Source organism: Bordetella bronchiseptica (genome assembly GCF_900636925.1).
Lineage (GTDB): Bacteria > Pseudomonadota > Gammaproteobacteria > Burkholderiales > Burkholderiaceae_B > Bordetella > Bordetella pertussis.
The window spans coordinates 2,888,941-2,907,200 of record NZ_LR134326.1 but is presented as its reverse complement, the minus strand read 5'-3'; the positions used below and the strand labels follow the sequence as shown (position 1 = coordinate 2,907,200).

21 protein-coding genes are annotated in these 18,260 nt (G+C 70.1%); 8 read left to right on the top strand and 13 right to left on the bottom strand.

Going from position 1 to position 18,260, the window contains the following annotated elements; all coding sequences use genetic code 11:
* Positions 1–5: 5 nt before the first annotated feature.
* Both EL288_RS13510 and imuA read right to left on the bottom strand, forming a co-directional pair.
* A complete protein-coding gene (locus EL288_RS13510; protein ID WP_010928130.1) occupies positions 6–1,391 on the bottom strand; it encodes a Y-family DNA polymerase in 1,386 nt (461 codons plus the stop codon).
* 16 nt (positions 1,392–1,407) lie between these two features.
* Positions 1,408–2,115, bottom strand: a complete 708-nt coding sequence (imuA, locus tag EL288_RS13505) for a translesion DNA synthesis-associated protein ImuA (protein ID WP_003810879.1) — start codon at positions 2,113–2,115, stop codon at positions 1,408–1,410.
* 110 nt (positions 2,116–2,225) lie between these two features.
* Here imuA and ypfH point away from each other — a divergent pair, with 110 nt between their 5' ends.
* Complete coding sequence (gene ypfH / locus EL288_RS13500) at positions 2,226–2,930, top strand: esterase (RefSeq protein ID WP_003810880.1); 705 nt, start codon at positions 2,226–2,228, stop codon at positions 2,928–2,930.
* A gap of 6 nt (positions 2,931–2,936) precedes the next feature.
* Here ypfH and EL288_RS13495 read toward each other — a convergent pair whose 3' ends face one another.
* The 6 genes from EL288_RS13495 to EL288_RS13470 form a co-directional block, all read right to left on the bottom strand.
* Entirely contained in the window at positions 2,937–4,358 is a 1,422-nt protein-coding gene (locus EL288_RS13495; RefSeq protein WP_003810882.1) for an efflux transporter outer membrane subunit, read from the bottom strand.
* Positions 4,359–4,385: 27 nt separating this feature from the next.
* Positions 4,386–5,279, bottom strand: a complete 894-nt coding sequence (locus EL288_RS13490) for an efflux RND transporter periplasmic adaptor subunit (protein ID WP_126621970.1) — start codon at positions 5,277–5,279, stop codon at positions 4,386–4,388.
* A 4-nt stretch (positions 5,280–5,283) separates the two neighbouring features.
* Complete coding sequence (locus EL288_RS13485) at positions 5,284–5,496, bottom strand: DUF1656 domain-containing protein (RefSeq protein ID WP_003810887.1); 213 nt, start codon at positions 5,494–5,496, stop codon at positions 5,284–5,286.
* Positions 5,493–7,538 (bottom strand): FUSC family protein, encoded by a 2,046-nt coding sequence (locus tag EL288_RS13480; protein WP_010926730.1) that lies wholly within the window; start codon positions 7,536–7,538, stop codon positions 5,493–5,495. The genes EL288_RS13485 and EL288_RS13480 overlap by 4 nt, the downstream gene beginning before the upstream one ends.
* Complete coding sequence (locus tag EL288_RS13475) at positions 7,535–8,008, bottom strand: MarR family winged helix-turn-helix transcriptional regulator (protein ID WP_003810890.1); 474 nt, start codon at positions 8,006–8,008, stop codon at positions 7,535–7,537. Before EL288_RS13475 ends, EL288_RS13480 begins: the two co-directional genes overlap by 4 nt.
* Before the next feature lie 248 nt (positions 8,009–8,256).
* Entirely contained in the window at positions 8,257–8,877 is a 621-nt protein-coding gene (locus tag EL288_RS13470) for a helix-turn-helix domain-containing protein (protein ID WP_003816586.1), read from the bottom strand.
* 135 nt (positions 8,878–9,012) lie between these two features.
* Here EL288_RS13470 and EL288_RS13465 point away from each other — a divergent pair, with 135 nt between their 5' ends.
* Together EL288_RS13465 and EL288_RS13460 are read left to right on the top strand one after the other, a co-directional pair.
* Entirely contained in the window at positions 9,013–9,813 is an 801-nt protein-coding gene (locus EL288_RS13465; RefSeq protein WP_076879805.1) for an aldolase, read from the top strand.
* 54 nt (positions 9,814–9,867) lie between these two features.
* Positions 9,868–10,959: a TRAP transporter substrate-binding protein gene (locus EL288_RS13460; protein ID WP_003810897.1), complete on the top strand. Its 1,092-nt coding sequence runs from the start codon at positions 9,868–9,870 to the stop codon at positions 10,957–10,959.
* Positions 10,960–10,980: 21 nt separating this feature from the next.
* On the opposite strand, the gene queD is transcribed toward EL288_RS13460, so the two are convergent.
* On the bottom strand, positions 10,981–11,424 hold the full coding sequence (queD, locus tag EL288_RS13455; RefSeq protein ID WP_003810899.1) for a 6-carboxytetrahydropterin synthase QueD: 444 nt from the start codon (positions 11,422–11,424) through the stop codon (positions 10,981–10,983).
* A 28-nt stretch (positions 11,425–11,452) separates the two neighbouring features.
* Positions 11,453–12,085: a 7-carboxy-7-deazaguanine synthase gene (queE, locus tag EL288_RS13450; RefSeq protein WP_033471992.1), complete on the bottom strand. Its 633-nt coding sequence runs from the start codon at positions 12,083–12,085 to the stop codon at positions 11,453–11,455.
* Positions 12,086–12,195: 110 nt separating this feature from the next.
* Between queE and arfB the strand changes: the two genes are divergently transcribed.
* From arfB to EL288_RS13435, 3 genes are all read left to right on the top strand, one after another.
* A complete protein-coding gene (gene arfB, locus EL288_RS13445) occupies positions 12,196–12,612 on the top strand; it encodes an alternative ribosome rescue aminoacyl-tRNA hydrolase ArfB (RefSeq protein ID WP_003810909.1) in 417 nt (138 codons plus the stop codon).
* Positions 12,605–13,297 (top strand): DUF2238 domain-containing protein, encoded by a 693-nt coding sequence (locus EL288_RS13440; RefSeq protein WP_003816581.1) that lies wholly within the window; start codon positions 12,605–12,607, stop codon positions 13,295–13,297. The genes arfB and EL288_RS13440 overlap by 8 nt, the downstream gene beginning before the upstream one ends.
* 106 nt (positions 13,298–13,403) lie before the next feature.
* Positions 13,404–13,778: an MAPEG family protein gene (locus EL288_RS13435; RefSeq protein ID WP_010928900.1), complete on the top strand. Its 375-nt coding sequence runs from the start codon at positions 13,404–13,406 to the stop codon at positions 13,776–13,778.
* A gap of 179 nt (positions 13,779–13,957) precedes the next feature.
* Here the strand turns inward: EL288_RS13435 and EL288_RS13430 are convergent, their stop codons facing one another.
* Complete coding sequence (locus tag EL288_RS13430; protein ID WP_014905911.1) at positions 13,958–14,767, bottom strand: IclR family transcriptional regulator; 810 nt, start codon at positions 14,765–14,767, stop codon at positions 13,958–13,960.
* A gap of 95 nt (positions 14,768–14,862) precedes the next feature.
* Between EL288_RS13430 and EL288_RS13425 the strand changes: the two genes are divergently transcribed.
* Positions 14,863–15,807, top strand: a complete 945-nt coding sequence (locus EL288_RS13425; RefSeq protein WP_003810917.1) for a dihydrodipicolinate synthase family protein — start codon at positions 14,863–14,865, stop codon at positions 15,805–15,807.
* A gap of 47 nt (positions 15,808–15,854) precedes the next feature.
* Entirely contained in the window at positions 15,855–16,817 is a 963-nt protein-coding gene (locus EL288_RS13420; RefSeq protein ID WP_033446816.1) for a Bug family tripartite tricarboxylate transporter substrate binding protein, read from the top strand.
* Between the two features lie 90 nt (positions 16,818–16,907).
* On the opposite strand, the gene EL288_RS13415 is transcribed toward EL288_RS13420, so the two are convergent.
* Both EL288_RS13415 and EL288_RS13410 read right to left on the bottom strand, forming a co-directional pair.
* On the bottom strand, positions 16,908–17,345 hold the full coding sequence (locus tag EL288_RS13415) for a carboxypeptidase-like regulatory domain-containing protein (protein ID WP_003810921.1): 438 nt from the start codon (positions 17,343–17,345) through the stop codon (positions 16,908–16,910).
* A 58-nt stretch (positions 17,346–17,403) separates the two neighbouring features.
* A complete protein-coding gene (locus EL288_RS13410) occupies positions 17,404–18,207 on the bottom strand; it encodes an NRDE family protein (protein WP_033446814.1) in 804 nt (267 codons plus the stop codon).
* Positions 18,208–18,260: the final 53 nt, after the last annotated feature.

Genomic DNA, 18,260 nt, shown 5'->3' with positions numbered 1-18,260 from the left:
GCTTCTCAGGCAAACAGGCCGTGCAGGAACCAGCGCGCCTGGCGGGCGTCGCGTTCCCGGTACAGCCAATAGCGCGCCCCGGCGGCGTCCTCGGCCACGAAGTAGTCGCGCACGGTCAGGGCGGCGTCCCACCAGCCGCTTTCGATGCGTTCGGGGCCGCGCACCAGGCGCAGCGCCTGGCCGTTATAGGTGGGGCGGTGCTGCTGGATGCTCAGGGGCAGGGCGGGAGACAGCAGCCAGAAGGGGCGCTCCAGCCGCTCGGGCTGGTCCGCGGCGGGGTCCGCCGGGGGCGGGTCGTGCGCGGCCTGCCAGCGATTGGCCTGTTCGGGGCGGTGATCGGCCGCCGGCCGGGCGCGCCGCACCCGTTCGCGGCCCAGGCGGGCGCCCAGCAGGTCGAGCAGGCGGGCATGATCGGCCGGCGTGCCGCCGGGCTCGGGAAACAGGCAGGTGCTGGCGGCCGGTTGGGGCACGGTGTCGGGCGCGTGCAGGCCGACGGCGATGGCCGGCGCGGGCAGGACCAGGCGCCCCAGCCGCTCGCGCAGCAGGCCGAGCAGATGGTGCGCCTGCCAGGCCGGCTGGGCCAGTGCCAGCGTCAGTTCGGTGGGCGCGCAGGCGTGCCGGCCGCGCTCGTGGTCCAGGCGCAGCACGATGCGCTCGACCGCCCGCTGGTGCGCCGCCAGCCAGCCGCCGAGCTGTTCGCACAGGCGTTGCGCGACATGCAGCAGGGCAGGCGCGTGTTCGACATAGTCCGTCAGTTCGATGCGGCGCGTGAAGCTGGCGGGCGGCTGGACCCAGGCATGGGCCTGGGCGGCCTGGCCATAGGCGGCGTCCAGCGCGCGCAGCAGTTCGACGCCGCCGCGCCGCTGCAGGCCGCCGCGCGGCAGGGCGCGCAACTGGCCCAGCGTCTGGCAGCCGATATCGTGCAGCCAGTCCAGCCGCGCCTGGGCCTGTGGCAGCAGCGCGGGCGGCAGGCGGTCGAGGCGGCGCGCCAGCGTGGCGTCGCGCAGGACGCGGCGCGGCGCGCCGCGGGCGGGGTCGCGCGCCAGCAGCCAGGCGCCGGCCGCATGCGGCGCCATGCCCAGGCTGGCATCCAGGCCGAGCGTGCGCAAGGTGGCGGCGATACGCCGGTGCAGGGCGCGCGGGCCGCCAAAGACCTGCAGGCTGGCGCCGACGTCCAGCAGCACGCCGTCTTTGGCCAGGGCCACCTGCGGGGTGTATTGCAGCAGCGCCAGCGCGGCATCCTGCCGGGCCTGCGCTTCGGCCGCCGGCGAGCGTTCCAGCAGGACGGCCTGCGGGGCAATGGCCAGCGCGCCGGCGCGCCGCATGCCGGGCCGGATGCCGGCCAGGCGCGCGGCGGGCGAGCAGGCGCCCACGCATTCGCGCTCGAGCACGGCGCACGCGTCCTGGTCACGAGACCAGTGCGGGCGTACGGCGTCCAGCGACAGGCTGCGCAGGAAGACGGCGATCCAGAGGCGCATGGGGAGCGGGAAAAACGGACAGGCCGGCGCCGGCTTCGAGGCCGACATGGACAGGGTGCTCGCAGGCGGGGCCGCGGCGCTTGACGATGCGTATCGACAGGCCGCCAGGCGCCGGCGCCAGCGCCAGGCGCAGCACGGCCGGCGAAGCGTGCTGTTCGGCGGCGGCCGGGCGCAGGGCCACGAACAGCGCATCGCCGCCCTGGGCGGCCAGGTGCAGGCGGCGCAGCGATTCGGGGCGTACCTGCGGCAGCCAGCACAGCAGGGCGGCGCAACTGCCGGCCTTGAGGATCTGCTCGGCCGCCCACAAGGCGTCGGCGGGCCGTTCGGGCGCCACCCACAGCAGCTGGCGCGGATCCAGCCGCCAGCTTGCCCAGCTGGCGATATGCGGCGCATGCGGCGGCTGCACCAGCGCGATGGCGCGGCGGGCCTCCAGTTGGGCCAGGGCGGGGCGCAGCAGGCGGATCTCGCCGCTGCCCGGCTGGGGCAGCAGCAGTTCGACCAGGGCGCCCAGCGGCCAGCCGCCGCCGGGCAATTGTGCCGACAGGTCGGCGTAGCCGGTGGGCAGTTTGCGCGTCGGGCCATGCGCCAGTTGCGTGGCGCGCCAGAGGGCGGGATGGATGCGTTCGGGGGCCAGCATGGTCAATCTCTATTTCACTGTATAAATATACAGTATTTTCCTGATTGCCAGGAGCCGGCGCGCTATAGAATGGAAAATTCCAGGGCCTGGCGGCCCGCCTGGAGTCGTGCATGGTGTCGAGCGCTTCCATCGAAATTCTGCCCAATCCCGATATTCCCGTTCGGCAGCTGTTCATCCTGCTGCATGGCGCCGGCGGCGCGCCGGATGACATGGCCGCGCTGGCCCGGGCGCTGCGCGCCGCCTTCCCCGCTTCGGCGGTGATGATTCCCGAAGGCTTCGAGCCCTGCGACGGCGGGCCGCGCGGACGGCAGTGGTTCGCGCTGCAAGGGATCACCGACGAGAACCGTCCCGAACGGGTGGCGCGGGCCATGCCGGCGCTGTTCGATTATGTCCGGGCCGCGCAGCAGCGCCTGGGCCTGCTGCAGTCCGATACGGCGCTGGCCGGCTTCTCGCAGGGCGCGATCATGGCGCTGGAGGCCGTGATCGCGCACGACGGGCTGGCCGGGCGGGTGCTGGCGTTCTCGGGCCGCTACGCGCAACTGCCGCGCAGCGCGCCGCAGTACACCACCATTCATCTCCTGCACGGCGCGGCCGACGCGGTCATGAGCGTGGCGCATGCGCAGGCCGCCCAGGAACGCCTGGACGCCCTGCATGGCGATTCGACCATCGACGTGGCCACGCAGGTGGGCCATCAATTGCATCCTGCCCTGATCCAGCGCGCCATCGTGCGCCTGCAGACCTGCGTGCCGCTGCGCAGCTGGGAAGAGGCGCTGGGCCTGAAGCAGGCTCCGCCCGACGGCTCCACGCTGCACTGAACGCGTTCATTCCCAGCCGCCGCCCAGCGCCAGGAACACGGCGATCTGGTCGCCGGCCAGTTGCGCCTGCGAGGCCGCCAGCGCGCTTTCGTTGCCGGCCAGCGTGCGCTCGGCATCGAGCACGGTCAGGTAATCGGTCTTGCCCAGCCGGAACAGCTGGCGGGCCTGCGCGGCGGCCTGCGCGCCTTGTTCGCGCGCGGCGCGCAGCGCGGCGTCGCGGTCGAGCTGGCGCGCATAGGTGACCAGCGCGCTTTCCGTTTCGCGCAAGGCATTGAGCACGGTGGCGTCGAAACGCGCCAGCGCGCCCTTGGTCGAGGCCTCGGCCTGGGCGATGCGCGCCTGGGCGGCGCCGGTGTCGGGCAGGGTCCAGCTGATCAGCGGGCCGACGCTCCAGCTGAAGGTGCCCGGCTCGCCGAACAGCGCGGCGGGACCGGCCGAGGCGCCGGACAGACCCAGCGAAATCTTCGGATAGAGATCGGCGGTGGCCACGCCGATGCGGGCGGTGGCGGCGGCCAGGCTGCGTTCGGCCTGGCGGATGTCGGGCCGGCGGCGCAGCAGCGCCGCGCCGTCGCCCACCGGAATGGCCTGGGCCAGCCGCGGCGGGCGGACACAGGCCAGCAGGCTTTGCGGCAATTCGGCCGGGGCGTGGCCGGTCAGCGCCGCCAGGCGGTACAGCGCGGTGCGCTGGCCTGCCTGGAAGGGCGGCAGTTCGGCCTGCAGTTGTTCGAGCTGGCTGCGCGCGCGCGCGACGTCCAGCGTGGTGCCGCGGCCGGCGGCCAGCAGGCGCTGCACGGCATCGACCGATTGCTGCTGCACCTGCACCGAGTGGCGCGCCGAGTCCAGTTGCATGCCGGCGGCGCACAGGTCGGCATAGGCGCGCGCGGTTTCGGCGGCCACCGTCACGCGCGCGGCGTCATAGGCCGCCTGGGCGGCCTGGGCGTCGTCCTGCGCGGCCTCGATGGCCCGGCGGATCTGGCCGAACAGGTCCAGCTGGTACGACACGCCCAGTCCGCCCGAGTACGACCAGCTGTCCTGCGGGCGCAGGCCGGGTTGCAGCTCCTGCACGCCCGAGGCATGGCCGAAGGCCGGCGCCGCGCTCACATCCACCGTGGGCTGCTGGCGCGCCTGGGCCTGGCGCGTGACGGCCTGGGCGCGCTCCAGGTTGGCGGCGGCGACGCGCAGGTCGGCGTTGGCCGCCAGCGCCTGCTCGACCAGGCTGTCGAGCTGTCTGTCCTGGTACAGGCGCCACCAGTGCGGCGGCAGTTCGTCCTGGCGGTAGACCGCCTGCTCGCGCGCCTGCACGAACGGCGCGGCGGCGGCCGGACGCTTGGCCGCCGCCTGCTCGGGCAGGCGATAGTCGGGACCGACGGCGGCGCAGCCGGCCAGCGCCAGGGCCGGGATCAGCGGCAGGAGAGAGCGTATGGACATGACAGCAACGATGCGAAAAAAGCGGAATCAGGATGGGCGGGGGCCGGCTTGGTCGATGGCGACGGTGGCGGTCTGGCCGGCCACCAGCCGCACGCCGGCGGGCACCTGGTCGATCCGTACGCGCACCGGGATGCGCTGGGCCAGCCGCACCCAGTTGAAGGTCGGATTGACGTTGGGCAGCAGATTGGCGCCGGTGCTGCGGTCGCGGTCGGCGATGCCCAGCGCGATGCTCTCGACATGGCCGTGGATCGCGCGCGAATCGCCCATCAGCGTGACGGTGACGCCATCGCCTTCATGGATGCGCGCCAGCTTGGTTTCCTCGAAATAGCCTTCGACGTAGAACGAGCCGGCGTCGACCAGCGCCATCACGGGCTTGCCGGCGCTGGCGTAGGAGCCGGCGCGCAGGTCCAGGTTGGTGATCCGTCCGGCCACGCCCGCCACCACGCGGCTGCGCGCCAGGTTGAGCCGGGCGGTGTCCAGCTGCACTTCGGCCTGCGCGCGCGCGGCCTCGATCTGCTGCAGGCGCGCCTGGCTCTGTTCGAGCGCTTCGGCGGCCACCAGCTGGCCCAGGGCGCGATTGCGCTTGACGTCGCGCAGCGCCTGCTCGTGCGCCACCTGCTGCGCGCGCAGCGCCGCCTGCGCCTGGTCGCAGGCCAGCTGGAAGCGCGCCCGGTCGATCTCGAACAGGACGTCGCCGGCCTGCACGTCCTGGTTGTCGCGCACCGGTACGGCGGTCACCAGCCCCGAGACGTCGGGGGCAACCTGCACCACATAGGCCTTGACCCGGCCGTCGCGCGTCCAGGGTTCGAGTTCGTAATGCGCCCATAGCTGCCAGCCGGCATACACGGCAGCGGCCACGACGACAGCGGTGACGGCGAATTTGCCGAGCGCGGCGGCACGCAGCGATTGCGGGAATTTCATCTTCTTATCTCTGGAAAATATGCGGGGAAATCAGCGAGGCGCCATACAGCAGCACGATGAACAGCGCCAGGTCGAACAAGGCCGGATGCCACACCAGCCGGTAGAAGCCGATGCGTGCCAGCGCGCGCCGCGCGATCCAGGCCACGCCCAGCGTCAGCACGCCCAGCACCAGCAGCCAGGGGAAATAGACGCCGTACAGATTGAATTCGCCGATCATGATGCAGGGGACTCCACGTCGCGGCCCGGACGGTAGGCGGCGGCCTCGGGAAAGAACGCGCGGCGCAGCCCGACCAGCGCCACCACGGCGCGTTCGCGCGCCGCATGCGCGACCGGCGTGTTGCTGACGCTGTACAGGGCCCGGTCTATGGTTTGCAGCAGTTCGGCCGGCCGCTCGCCGCCGAGGCGGCCCGGGCGCTTGCGGAACAGGCCGGCCAGCGTGCGCAGCACCGGCTGGATGGCCGGATCGGCCATGGGCAGGTGGCGGCGGGCGCGCTGCAGTTCCGCGATGTCCTTGCCGACTCGCAGGTCCTGCAGCGCGTCGTCGGCCAGTTGGTCGTCGCGCCGCTTGCTCAGCGCCAGCCGCGGCTGCAGCAGGCCGATGCGGTCGAGCATGCGGGCGGTGAAATCGAGGCGGGCCGGCGCGCGGCCCGCGCCGGCCAGCGCGGCCAGCTCCTTCCAGTTGGCGGCCTGGATGCGGCGCGCGCTCCATTCGGCGCTGACGGTGCGGAACACCGCCGCGATGATGGCCGCCACGGCCACGCCGATGATCTGCGCCACGATCGTATCGACGAACGACACCAGGTCGGCCGCGTGCGTGTCCTGCAGCGCCAGCGTGCCCGACAGGCCGAAGAACACGGCCATGGCCTTGCCGGTGGTGGTGGGGCGCGCGATGTAGACGCCGGTGACGAAGGCCACCGGGAAGATGGCCAGCGCGAGCATCTCGAACGAATGCAGGGCCGGCATGATGCCCAGCAGATACAGCGCCGACAGGGGGATCGAGTAAATCGTGTAGGTCAGGAACTGCATGATGCCGGGGACGGGGTTGTCCTGCGCGGCGAAAAAGCAGCTGAAAATGGCGGCCATCATGGCGGCGGTGGCGCCGTTGGTCCATGCGGTGCCGATCCAGAACAGACAGCACACCGAGATGGCCAGCGCGGCGGCCAGCGCCGACAGCAGGGCCAGGCCGTGGTCGCGATGCAGGGCCGCGCCGCGCGTCAGGCGGCGGGTGCGGCCGGTCGGCGCGCCGCCCAGGCCGGCGTGGATATCCTGGCGCAGCACCAGGCAGGCGTCGTAGCTGTCGACCAGTTCGCGCAAGCGCGCGACCAGGCTGGCCAGCAGCGCGTCGTGCCAGCCGGACTGCCGGTCGATCGCGGGCGCCAGGCGCGTCAGCGCGGCGCGCAGCTGCACCGCTTGCTCGCGCGTGGCGTGGGCACTGTCGTCCATCCAGGCCGAGATGTCGGCCAGCACCCTGGCCGCCGGCGGCGGCAGCGCGCGGCCCTGCGCCTGCAGGGCTTGCAGGCGGTCTTCGACGGCCGAGACCGCCGGCGTCAGCGCGGTGATGTGCTCCTGCATGGCGCGCAAGGCGTTGGCGGTCCAGCGGATGTTGCCGGTGTCGAACGGCACGTGGGTCGACAGCAGGCGCAGCTGGGTGATGTCGTTGGCCAGCGCGCGGCGGTCCCTGGCGTGCTGCGCGGCGCCGCGCTGGTTGAGTACATCCTGGATCCAGCTGCGCGCGTCGCGCACGGTGGCGTCCAGGCGGCCCATCATGGCGCGGCCGATGCCGCGCGGCAGCACCACGCTGTGGACCAGCGTGGCGCAGATGATGCCCAGGCTGATTTCCTCGACGCGCGCCAGCGCGGTGTCGAACACCAGCGCCGGGTCGGTCACGCTGGGAAAGCCGATCATGGCGGCGGTATAGCCGGCCAGCATGAAGAGATACGAGCGCGGCGTGCGGTCGAGCACGGCGATGTACAGGCACAGGCCGACCCACAGCACCATGGCCAGCGTCATCAGCACGGGGTAGTTGGCCAGGCGCGGCACGGTATAGATCGTCATGGCCGAGCCGAAGAAAGTGCCGCCCAGGCGGTACACCGCCTTGGAGCGCACGGCGCCGGACCACGGCTGCGCAACGACATAGGCCGTGGTCATGGCCCAGAACGGACGCGGCAGCCCGATGGAGTACGCCAGGTAGAGCGCCAGCATGGCGCCCAGGTAGCACTTGATCGAGAACACCGCCTCATCGGCGGTAGGCAGCTTCATGGGCGGTAGTCCTCCCGCGCGGCGGCCGACTCCCGTCCCAGCGCCGACTTGAGCGAATCGAACACGCGCAGGCAGGTCTCCAGGTCGGCGTCGGCGATGCCCTGGAAAAGCTGGCGGCGCAGTTGCACCAGCACGTTCTCGACCTGTTCGCGCAGGGACTGCCCGGCGGGGGTGAGATGCAGGGTGCGGGCGCGGCGGTCCTGCGGGTCTTCGCGGCGCTCGATCAGGCCGGCGGCGACCAGCTGATCCAGCACGCGCACCAGCGACGGGCCTTCGACGCCCAGCGCCTCGGCCAGCGCGCCCTGGCGCACGCCATCGCCCAGCCGGCCGGTCAGGATGACCGGCCAGGCGGTGGCCTGGGACAGGCCGAAGTCGGCCAGGGCCTTGTCGGCTGCGCTGCGATAGGCGCGCGAAAGCACCATCAGGTTGGCGGTCATGGCCATGAGGCGGTTGTCGGTGGCGGTTTTCATGATCTAGATTGTATCCTATTTAATAGCATCCTATTAATTAGTTTGTATGGATAATTGGCGGGCATTGTGCCGGGCGGGACAATCCGGGGCGTGGCGGGGACGGGCGCGGGTGTGCCTGTCCCCGCTGGGACAGGCACACTGCCGTACGCCATCGACGCTTGACGGGGTGCCTGTCCCAACGGGGACAGGCACCCTTGCCGCTGCGGGGACAGGCGCCCGTGCATGCGGATGCACGCCGGGCAGGGGGATCAGCCGCTGGCGATGACGACCAGGGCGCGCGCCAGCTTGCGGCCTTCGGCGCTCAGGCTGTGCGGCAGGTAGCCGGGAAAGCGCACGCTGTCGTCGCGCTCGAGCAGCACCGTGTGCCCGCCGAAATGCACCCGGATGCGCCCGTCGAGCACGAAGATCAGTTCGTCGCCGCCGTGGTGGGCCTCGGTGTGCGCGCCGTGCGTGCCGACCTCGACCACCATGACCGACAGGCCGCTGTGCGAGCTGCCCAGGGTGATGGCTTCATAGATGTGTTCGCCCGGCCCGGGGGCGGTCGTCATGCGGTGCCGGTCGGCGGCGCGCACGATCTGGATCTCGGTCTGCGGATCGGCTTCGCCCAGCAGGGCCGACAGGCTGCTGCCCAGCGCGCCGGCCACGGTATGCAGGGTGCCGACCGAGGCTGACTTCTCGCCGCGCTCCAGGCGCGACAGAAAACCCTTGTCCAGCCCGCACTGCGCCGACAGCCAGGCCAGGGTGCGTTTCTGCCGCTTGCGCAAGGCCCGGATGCGCAGGCCGATCTGTTCGGGGCTGGGCGCGGGAATGGGCGGCGATTTGGCGGTCATGGGCGGTGGCGGGGAATGCGTCAGCACGCATGATGCCATTTTTGGGCGCGGCCCGCCGTCTTGCGGGTTTTCCCTCGTTGAGTGTTTGGGCAATTATTTGTATGTTGGGCAACAAGTTGCCTATAAGGCAATAACAAGGCAATAAATTGCTCTCGCTTGGCGAGGCGGAACCGAATGGAAAGCATGATGTCGTCTTCTTATACAGTGCAGGACAAGGATGTATTGCGCGCGCGCGTCGACCGCGAAATCGAGTCGCGCGTGAGCGAGCCGCAATGGACGCGCGCCCAGAAAATGGCGCTGGCCTGCCGCATGCTGGCCGAGCAGGGCCACTGGCATGGCGGGCTGGCCGGCCAGATCACGGCGCGCGGCGACGAGCCGGGCACGTACTGGACGCTGCCGTTCGGCGTGGGCGCCGACGAGGCGCGCGCCAGCGAACTGATCCTGATCGACGAGGACCTCAATCCGCTGGACGGCAAATCGCTGCCCAATCCCGCCAATCGCTTCCACATCTGGATTTACCGGCACCGGCCCAACGTGCAGTGCATCGTCCATACCCATCCGCCGGCCGTCTCGGCGCTGTCGATGGTGGGCGAGCCGCTGGTGGTGGCGCATATGGACGCCACGCCGTTCTACAACGATTGCGCCTATCTGCCGCAATGGCCGGGCCTGCCCATCGGCGACAACGAGGGCGAGGTGATTTCGGCCGCGCTGGGCGAGAAGCGCGCCATCCTGCTGGCCAACCATGGCCTGTTGACCGCCGGCAGTTCGATCGAGGAATCCGCCGTCATGGCGCTGTGGATGGAGCAGGCGGCGATGCTGCAATTGCGCGCGCGCGCCATCGGGCCGGTCAAGGCGGTGCCGGGCGAACTGGCGCAGGAATCGCACGACTTCCTGGTCAAGCCCAAGATCCAGTCGCTGACCTTTGCCTATTTCGCGCGGCGCGTGCTGCGGGCCGCGCCCGACTGCCTGGATTGACGCGCGCCGCCGCCAGTTTTTCAGCCATAGACCAAAGAAAGAGGGATCATCATCATGCAGCGACGTCGTTTTCTGACCGCCGCGGCCGCCGGCGCGGGTAGCGCAGTGCTGGCCGCGCCCGCGGTGGCGCAAGAGGCGCCCACCATACGCTGGCGCATGCCCAGCAGCTTTCCGCGCTCGCTCGACACGGTATGGGGCGCGGCCGAGGCCATTACCGCCCGCGTCAGCGAGCTGACCGACGGGAAGTTCGCCATCCGGGCCTTTCCGGCCGGCGAAATCGTGCCGCCCCTGCAGGTGCTGGACGCGGTCCAGAACGGCACCACCGAGTGCGGCCATACCGCCGGTTTCTACTACATGGGCAAGGAGCCCGCGCTGGTGTTCGATACCGGCGTGCCTTTCGGCCTGACGCCGCGCCAGCACAGCGCATGGGTGCTGCAAGGCGGCGGCCAGGCGCTGATCGACGAGCTGTACGCGGGCTTCAACGCCATCGCGATTCCCTGCGGCAACACGGGCGCGCAAATGGGCGGCTGGTTCCGCAAGCAGATGCGCACGCCGGACGATTTCAAGGGCCTGCGCATCCGTACGCCCGGCCTGCTGAGCATGGTGTACCAGAAGCTGGGCGCGATTCCGCAGCAGATCGCCGGCAGCGACATTTATCCCGCGCTCGAGAAGGGTTCGCTGGACGCCGTCGAATTCGTCGGTCCGTACGACGACGAGAAGCTGGGCTTCGCCAAGGTGGCGCAGTACTACTATGGCCCAGGCGTCATGGAGCTGGGCGCCAACCTGTGCCTGAACGTCAACCGCGAGAGCTGGCAGTCCTTGCCCCCGCGCTACCAGGTGGCGCTGCGGGCGGCCTGCGCCATGGCCGGCGAAGAGCTGCTGGCCAAGTACGACGCCCACAACATCCCGGCGCTCAAGCGCCTGGTGGGGCAGGGCGCCAAGCTGCAATCGTGGTCGCCCGAGATCATGGCGGCCATGCAGAAGGCCACGCGCGAGGTGCTGGAAGAGTACGCCGGCAAGAATCCGCGCTTTGCCAAGGTGCTGGAGTCGTGGCGCGCCTTCCGCGCCGACCAGCTGCTGTGGGCCAGCGTCAACGATGGCGCCGCCGAGCGCTACCTGCTGGCCACGCGCGAGAACGGCCTGTAGGCGGCCGCGCGCCGGGGGCCGTCAGCTGCCGCAGTCGGCCCAGCAGTTCGGCGTTTCGTACAGGCGCACCCGGGTCAGGCGCAGGTCCGCGCCATAGTGCCCGTGGTAGTGGGGCGCCAGCGTCGCGAAAATGATGCTGGCCAGGTTCTCGGCCGTGGGAATGCGGTCGAGCACCACCGTCTTGTGGTCCGGCAGCGTATCGAGAAAGCCGCGCACGGCATGGTCGCCCTCGTAGACCAGGAAGGCGTGGTCCCAGACGTCGACGATATGCGTCCTGGCGATGCGCTTGATCTCGGAAAAATCCATCAGCATGCCATTGTCGGAGGCGCCGGGCGCCTGCACGACGTCGCCGCTGAGCGTGACCTCCAGCACGTACCGGTGCCCGTGCAGGTTGCGGCACTGGCTGTTGTGGTCGGGGATGCGGTGGCCTGCGTCGAATTCGAGTCGGCGGGTGACGGAAATCATCGCGCATCTCCCGCGATGGGACGGACAGTCATGGAATACCTATGTATTTATGGGTTTGCAGGCTCAGGCGCCATTGCGGGTGGTCGAGGCAGTACTGCACGGCCTGGGCGGTGTGGGCCGCGCGCGCGGGGCCGTCCATGGGCTGCAGGAAGAAGTGCTCGAACGCCAGGTGGGCGAACGCCTCGGGGCGCGCGTCGGCCTGCGGAAACACCAGCTTGAGCTCGTGGCCGCGCTCGACGACCACCGGCGCCCGGCCCTTGGGGCTGACGCAGATCCAGTCGATGCCAGGCGGCGGCGGCAAGGTGCCGTTGGTTTCGATGGCCACCGTGAAACCCTGCGCGTGCACGGCCTGCAGCAGGGCTTCGTCCAGCTGCAGCAGCGGCTCGCCGCCGGTGAAGACGACGTAGCGGTCGGCGGGGTGCTTGCCCCAGCATGCCGCGATGGCGTCGGCCAGGCCGGCCGCGTCGGCGAATTTGCCGCCGCCCTGGCCATCGGTGCCGACGAAATCGGTATCGCAGAAGGTACAGGCGGCGCCGGCGCGGTCGCTTTCGCGTCCGGTCCAGAGATTGCAGCCCGCGAAGCGGCAGAAAACCGCGGCGCGGCCGGCCTGCGCGCCTTCGCCTTGCAGGGTCTTGAAGAGTTCTTTGACGGAGTAAGCCATGATGCTGGTCCGGCGTTGCCAGGGCCAGGAGAGGTGAATCGACCCACTATTTTACCGGGCGGCGGCCCGGGCGTTTGCCGCCTTCGGCAACAGGCGTAGACTGGCGCCCTATGCTGCATGTATTGGGTTCCCTCTATCTGGACGAACGCGAGCTGGATTTCGACATGATCCGGGCGCAGGGCGCGGGCGGACAGAACGTCAACAAGGTGTCCAGCGCCATTCATCTGCGCTTCGATGTGCGCGCTTCGTCGCTGCCCGACAGCGTCAAGGAAACGGTGCTGGCATTGGCGGACCGGCGCATTTCCAGCGATGGCGTCATCGTCATCAAGGCGCAGACGCATCGCAGCCAGGAGAAGAATCGCGCCGATGCCGTCGAGCGCCTGCTGGCGCTGCTGCGCGAGGCCCTGCGGCCGGTGCGACCGCGCCGCGCCACCCGGCCGACCCTGGGCTCGCAGCGCCGGCGCGTGCAGCGCAAGGTCCAGCACGGCGAAACCAAGCGCCTGCGCGGCAGGGTGCGCGATGACTGAAGCGCGCGCCGGGCTGTTTGCCCGCCGGCGCTATCTGCCGGCGCTGGCCGTGCTGTATGCGGCGCTGTGGCTGGCGCTGGCCATCGAGCCCCATGACCGCTCCGACTGGCTGCTCGAGAACGCCCTGGTGCTGGGGTTCGGCGTCGCGCTGTATGCGACGCGGCGCTGGTTCGTGTTCTCGCGCGTGTCCTACACCTTGATCTTCCTGTACCTGTGCCTGCACGCTGTGGGCGCGCACTACACCTATTCGCTGGTGCCCTACGATGCCTGGTGGCAACGCCTGACCGGCCACAGCCTGGACCAGCTGCTGGGCTGGGAGCGCAACCAGTTCGACCGGCTGGTGCACTTTTCGTATGGCCTGCTGCTGGCCTACCCGATCCGGGAGATCTTCCTGCGGGTGGTGGAGGTGCGCGGCTTCTGGGGCTATCTGCTGCCGCTGGACGTGGCCTTGTCGACCTCGGCCCTGTACGAGCTGATCGAATGGGGCGCGGCCGAATTCTTCGGCGGCGAACTGGGCGTGGCATACCTGGGCACGCAGGGCGATATCTGGGACGCGCAGAAGGACATGGCGCTGGCCGGGCTGGGGGCGCTGATCGCCATGCTCCTGACGGCGCTGTTCAATCGCGGCGCGCGGCGCGATCCGGCGCGCGATTGGGTCGACCGCATGAAGCCGGGGCATACGTAGCGGGACGCCGCCATTGACGCGCCATGGCCGGCGGCGGCAAGATCGAAGCCTTTGGGCTTCGGCCCTGGACCCACCAGGCGCGCGCATGGCGCCGCAAAGGACTTCCATGAACGCAACCGCAGCATTCCTGCTCGCGGCGGCCTTGTTGCCGCTGGTTCCCGCGATCGCGGCCAAGGCCGGCGGCCGCCGCTACGACAACAATGATCCGCGCCCCTGGCTGGCCGGCCAGGCAGGCTGGCGGGCGCGCGCCAATTCGGCCCAGGCCAATACCTTCGAGGCCTTGCCGTTTTTCTTTGCGGCGGTGCTCTACGCGCTGCATAGCCAGGCGCCCGCCGCCACGCTGCATGTGCTGATGGGGGCATGGCTGGTGGCGCGCCTGGTCTACGTGGCGCTGTACATCGGCGGCCGGGGCAATCTGCGTTCGCTGATATGGCTGGCCGCGCTGCTGGTCAACGTGGCGATACTGCTGGCCGGGTCTTGAGCGCGGCGCCTGCCCGCGCAGTGCGCCTGTCCCCGCATGGAGACCGGCGCCTGCGGCATGGTGTGCCTGTCCCCGCCGGGACAGGCACACCGCTCTACGCCATGAACGGTTGACTGCCAAGACGGTATCTGTCTCCGCCGGGACAGGCACACTGCACGGGCAGGCGCCGCGGCATCCGCTCAGCCGCCGTAGCCGGGCCGGCTCGACGGGCCCTGCAGTTTCCGGTGTATCTCATGCATTTCCGCGCGCAGCGCACGCGCGATGCCGGGCCATCTGTCGGCGGGCATTCTGTGGCTCACGGCGGACACGCTGAGCGATCCGATCGGCCGTCCGTCCTCGATGCAGATCGGCACGGCAACCGCCGTCACGCCCAGCGTCACCCAGTTGCCGCACACCGCGTAGCCGCGCTCGCGCGTTTCCTGCAGCAGCATGCGCATGATGTCGGTGCTCATGCGGTTGTACCGGTCCAGCTTGGATTCGCTGGCCTGGATGACGGTTTCCGCTTCTTCCTCGGGCAGGCAGTCCAGTATGGCCAGCCCCGCGGCGCCCACGCCCAGCGGGCGGCGGCTGCCGATGTCCAGCGTCAGCACGCGTATGGGCGACGCGCCCTCGCGCCGGTCGATGCACACGGCATCGAATCCGCTGCGCATGGTCAGGTAGCAGGTGTCCTGCGTTTCGGCCTGCAACCGGTCCAGCGAATCGCCGCACAGGCCCCGGATGTCGCAATGTTCGGCCGCCGCCAGGCCCAGCTCGAAGGTCAGCGTGCCCAGCCGGTATATCTTGGTCGCGGGATCCCACGCGACCATGCCCAGGCCGGTCAGGTGGCGCAGCAGCCGCAAGACGGTAGGGTGCGGCAGGCCGGTCATTCTGGATAGTTCACTAAGTGAAAATCCTCGCTTCATTGGTGCGGACAAGGCCTTCAGGATTTCGATCGATCTGCGCAGGGATTGCGCGGTATCGCGTGGGGCGGATGCGGGGATGTTTTTCATGTTTACTTAGTGGACAATTTAATTGAGGCTGCCTGGTGATTTTCCTATAGTCCGCCTGCGTTTTGTGTATTGTTTTCGGAAACTCAGGAGCATTCATGGCAGCAAGATTTCCCGGTTACGTACCCGCGGGCGTGATCCCCGCGGCGCTGATGCCGTTCAACGAAGACCTTTCCATCGACGAGAAGTCCCTGCGCGCGCATATCCGCGACCTGGCGTCGGTCCGCGGCATTTCCGCGCTGTGCGTCAACGGCGTCTCGCAGGAGATCCCGGGGCTCACGCTCGACGAGCAGCGCCGCGCATTGGACGTGATGGCCGACGAGGTCGGCGACCAGGTCCCGCTGATGCACGGCGTGTATGCGCACGGTCCGCTGGACGCCGCGCGGATCGCGCGGCAAGCCGAGGCCGGCGGCGCTTCCTGCCTGCTGGTGTTTCCGCCGGCCGTGTTCGCGCGCGGGGCGGCCATGTTGCCCGAGATGACGCTGGGCCACTACAAGGCCATCGCCGACGCCACCGATCTGCCGCTGATCGTTTTCCAGTACGAGACCTCGACCGGCATGGCGCATCCGCTGGACACCCTGGTCAAGCTGGCCGAGGCAGTGCCTTCGGTGATGGCCATCAAGGACCGCAGCAACAATCCCATCGAGCACGAACGCAATATCCGCGTGCTGCAATCGCTGGCGCGCCCGGTCAACGTGCTGACGACGCACAGCGCATGGCTCATGCCCTCGCTGGTGCTGGGCTGCAACGGCATCCTGTCGGGCTCCGGCAGCGTGCACGCGGACTTGCATGTCGCGCTCTGGGAGGCGGTGCAGGCCAACGACCTGGCGGCCGCGCGCGCCATCAACGACCAGATCTATCCCATGGCCAGCTGCTTCTACAGCGCGCCGACGCTCGACATGCACACGCGCATGAAAGAGGCCCTGGTCATGCTGGGCCGCCTGCCCAGCGGCCGCGTACGCCTGCCGTGGGTCGACCTGAGCGACGCGGAGCGCGCGCGCGTGCGGGCCGCGCTGGTCCAGGCGGGCAGGCTGCCGGCCTGAGCGACGGCCGATCCACGAAACCATACAAGGAGAAAAGGGTGAGAGTGATGCAGAAAGGCCTGATGGCCGCGCTGCTGCTGGGCAGCGCCTTGGCGAGCGCGGCAGCGGCGGATTCGTTTCCGCAACGGCCCGTGACCATCGTGGTGCCGTTCACGCCGGGCGGCGCCGTCGACATCGTTGCCCGCACGGTGGCGGCGGGCTTGTCCGAGCAGTGGTCGCAATCGGTCGTGGTCGAGAACAAGGCCGGCGCCGGCGGCGCCATCGGCATCCAGTCGGTGGCCCGCGCCAAGCCCGACGGGTACACGCTGCTGCTGGGCTCGGTCGGGCCGGTCACGGTCAACCCCAGCCTGGGGCCGGTCGGCTACGACGTGGCCAAGGAGCTGGCGCCGGTGGTGCTGCTGGCGAAGACGCCGGCGGTCCTGGTGACGCTGCCCTCGGCGCCCGTCGACGATGTCGCGCAATTCGTGAAGCAGGCCAAGGCGCAGCCGGGCGGCCTGAACTATGGCTCGGCGGGAACCGGCAACATCACCCACCTGGTCAGCGAGTACTTCCTGAGCAGCGCCGGGCTGGCCGCCAACCACATCCCCTACAAGGGCAGCGCGCCGGCCATTACGGACATGCTGGGCGGCCGGCTCGACTTCATGTTCGATGTCGTGCCCACCGCCCAGCCGCTGATCAAGTCGGGCAAGTACAAGGCGCTGGCCGTCACCACCATCAAGCGCTCCGATGTGCTGCCGGACGTTCCCACCCTGGACGAGCTGGGATACAAGGGGTTCGACGTCAGTTCCTGGTTCTCGCTGATGGCTCCGGCCGGCACGCCGGACGCGGTCATCGGCCAGATCAATGCGGCCGTCAACGAGGTGCTGCGCTCGGATGCGTCGCGCGAACGCCTGGCCGCCATCGGGGCCTACAGCGCCGGCGGCACGCCCGAGCAACTGGGTGAGTTCGTGCGGTCCGAAACCGCACGCTGGAAAAAGCTGATCGACGAGCGCGGGATCCGCGCGAATTGACGGCTGCGGCCTGGTGCCGGGGCCGTGGGCGCCTGTCCCAACCAGGGGGCTGGCGCCCGTGGCCCGCCGCGCTTCAGCGCCGGTACGGCCTCAGTCTTTCCATTCGAACACCGCGCGTGCGGTGCTGCCCGGACGCACGCTGACCTGGCGGGTCTGTTCGACGCCGCCCGAGGTGGCCTTGACGCGGTAGGTGCCGGCCGGCAGCTTGGCCAGCAGGTAGGGGCCGTCGGCCTTCGCATCGAGCACGGGTTTGCCGGTCCGGTCGAGGATCTGCACCGCGACGTCGGCCAGGTACAGGCCGGCGCGGCCATCGCCGCGCGCCGCGAAGGTCAGGGCCAGCGGATAGTCCTTGCTGGCGGCTTTCATGGCCTCGGATTCGTCCAGGCCGACGCCGCCGGTAACGAATTGGACACTGCCTTGTTGTTGCACCGCGGGCAGCGCGCCCTGCGCCTGCACGGCGCCGCCCAGCGCAATGCTGCCGGCGGCCAGCGCCGCCGCCATCCATGCGCGTTCATGACGTTTGTTCATGGAAAGTTCTCCTGTAAGGCGGGCGCGCGGGCCGGCCGCGCGCGCCAGTCGGAACTGCTTAGACACAGGAGGCGCGGTGAAGTTCGGCGCGCGCGGCGCGCCACGGGAAGTCCAGGTCGGCCTGTCCGGCGATGGCGCCGTCGGGACGGAAGCGCCGCTCGTGCAATTCGCCCCGGCCATCGTCATGCAGCGCCAGGATGCAGGCGCTGCGGGTGCCATAGTCGGGGCTGACGATGAAGGGGCTGCTGAGCAGCCGTTCGCGCTCCAGGGCGAGGCCGGTGGCCGGCAATTCGTGGTCGGCCGCGGGCGTGGGGTCGGCCAGGGCCGCATACAGCGCGGCCAGGTCGGGTTGCGGCGTGGCGGCGATGATGCGTTCGAAGGCGGCCTTGGTGCGCGCCAGCTTGGGCCAGGGCGTGTCGAGCAAATGGTTCGACAGGGCGTAGACGCCCGCGGCCAGGCGCCGCGGCGCGCCGTCGCGGTTGCTGCAGTACCAGGCGCCGCCGGCGTCGCCGACGATCAGGTTGAAACCGTTGTAGCGCGCGCCACGGGCATGTACGTCGCGCAGGTACTCCTGCGCGCTGGCCGCGCCGCGCAGGAAGGCTTCCACCAGGGCGCCGCGCGAGGGGGCGTCGGGCTGGATGTTGCGGGGATCGCGGAAATTGGTGACCACCGCATAGCGGCCCTGGTCGCTGACGCCCATCCAGGTGCCGCCGGCCTGCAGGTCGCGGCCGGCGTATATGGCGGGGCTGCCGGGCCAGCGCGTGGCCTCGGCAGTGGGGCGGGCATGGAATTCGTCGCGGTTGGCGGCGATCAGTACCGGCAGGCCGGGAATGGCGTGCAGGGCCAGGACGGCAAGACACATGGCGGATTTCCGGGAAGCGAGCAGGCTCGATAGGGCGATGATACGCCGCAGGC

Coding starts and splice junctions, on each gene's coding strand:
- imuA (WP_003810879.1), bottom strand. CDS start 2,115: ATGCTGGCCCCCGAACGCATCCATCCCGCCCTCTGGCGCGCCACGCAA.
- ypfH (WP_003810880.1), top strand. CDS start 2,226: ATGGTGTCGAGCGCTTCCATCGAAATTCTGCCCAATCCCGATATTCCC.
- EL288_RS13495 (WP_003810882.1), bottom strand. CDS start 4,358: ATGTCCATACGCTCTCTCCTGCCGCTGATCCCGGCCCTGGCGCTGGCC.
- EL288_RS13490 (WP_126621970.1), bottom strand. CDS start 5,279: ATGAAATTCCCGCAATCGCTGCGTGCCGCCGCGCTCGGCAAATTCGCC.
- EL288_RS13485 (WP_003810887.1), bottom strand. CDS start 5,496: ATGATCGGCGAATTCAATCTGTACGGCGTCTATTTCCCCTGGCTGCTG.
- EL288_RS13480 (WP_010926730.1), bottom strand. CDS start 7,538: ATGAAGCTGCCTACCGCCGATGAGGCGGTGTTCTCGATCAAGTGCTAC.
- EL288_RS13475 (WP_003810890.1), bottom strand. CDS start 8,008: ATGAAAACCGCCACCGACAACCGCCTCATGGCCATGACCGCCAACCTG.
- EL288_RS13470 (WP_003816586.1), bottom strand. CDS start 8,877: ATGGCATCATGCGTGCTGACGCATTCCCCGCCACCGCCCATGACCGCC.
- EL288_RS13465 (WP_076879805.1), top strand. CDS start 9,013: ATGGAAAGCATGATGTCGTCTTCTTATACAGTGCAGGACAAGGATGTA.
- EL288_RS13460 (WP_003810897.1), top strand. CDS start 9,868: ATGCAGCGACGTCGTTTTCTGACCGCCGCGGCCGCCGGCGCGGGTAGC.
- queD (WP_003810899.1), bottom strand. CDS start 11,424: ATGATTTCCGTCACCCGCCGACTCGAATTCGACGCAGGCCACCGCATC.
- queE (WP_033471992.1), bottom strand. CDS start 12,085: ATGGCTTACTCCGTCAAAGAACTCTTCAAGACCCTGCAAGGCGAAGGC.
- arfB (WP_003810909.1), top strand. CDS start 12,196: ATGCTGCATGTATTGGGTTCCCTCTATCTGGACGAACGCGAGCTGGAT.
- EL288_RS13440 (WP_003816581.1), top strand. CDS start 12,605: ATGACTGAAGCGCGCGCCGGGCTGTTTGCCCGCCGGCGCTATCTGCCG.
- EL288_RS13435 (WP_010928900.1), top strand. CDS start 13,404: ATGAACGCAACCGCAGCATTCCTGCTCGCGGCGGCCTTGTTGCCGCTG.
- EL288_RS13430 (WP_014905911.1), bottom strand. CDS start 14,767: ATGAAAAACATCCCCGCATCCGCCCCACGCGATACCGCGCAATCCCTG.
- EL288_RS13425 (WP_003810917.1), top strand. CDS start 14,863: ATGGCAGCAAGATTTCCCGGTTACGTACCCGCGGGCGTGATCCCCGCG.
- EL288_RS13420 (WP_033446816.1), top strand. CDS start 15,855: ATGCAGAAAGGCCTGATGGCCGCGCTGCTGCTGGGCAGCGCCTTGGCG.
- EL288_RS13415 (WP_003810921.1), bottom strand. CDS start 17,345: ATGAACAAACGTCATGAACGCGCATGGATGGCGGCGGCGCTGGCCGCC.
- EL288_RS13410 (WP_033446814.1), bottom strand. CDS start 18,207: ATGTGTCTTGCCGTCCTGGCCCTGCACGCCATTCCCGGCCTGCCGGTA.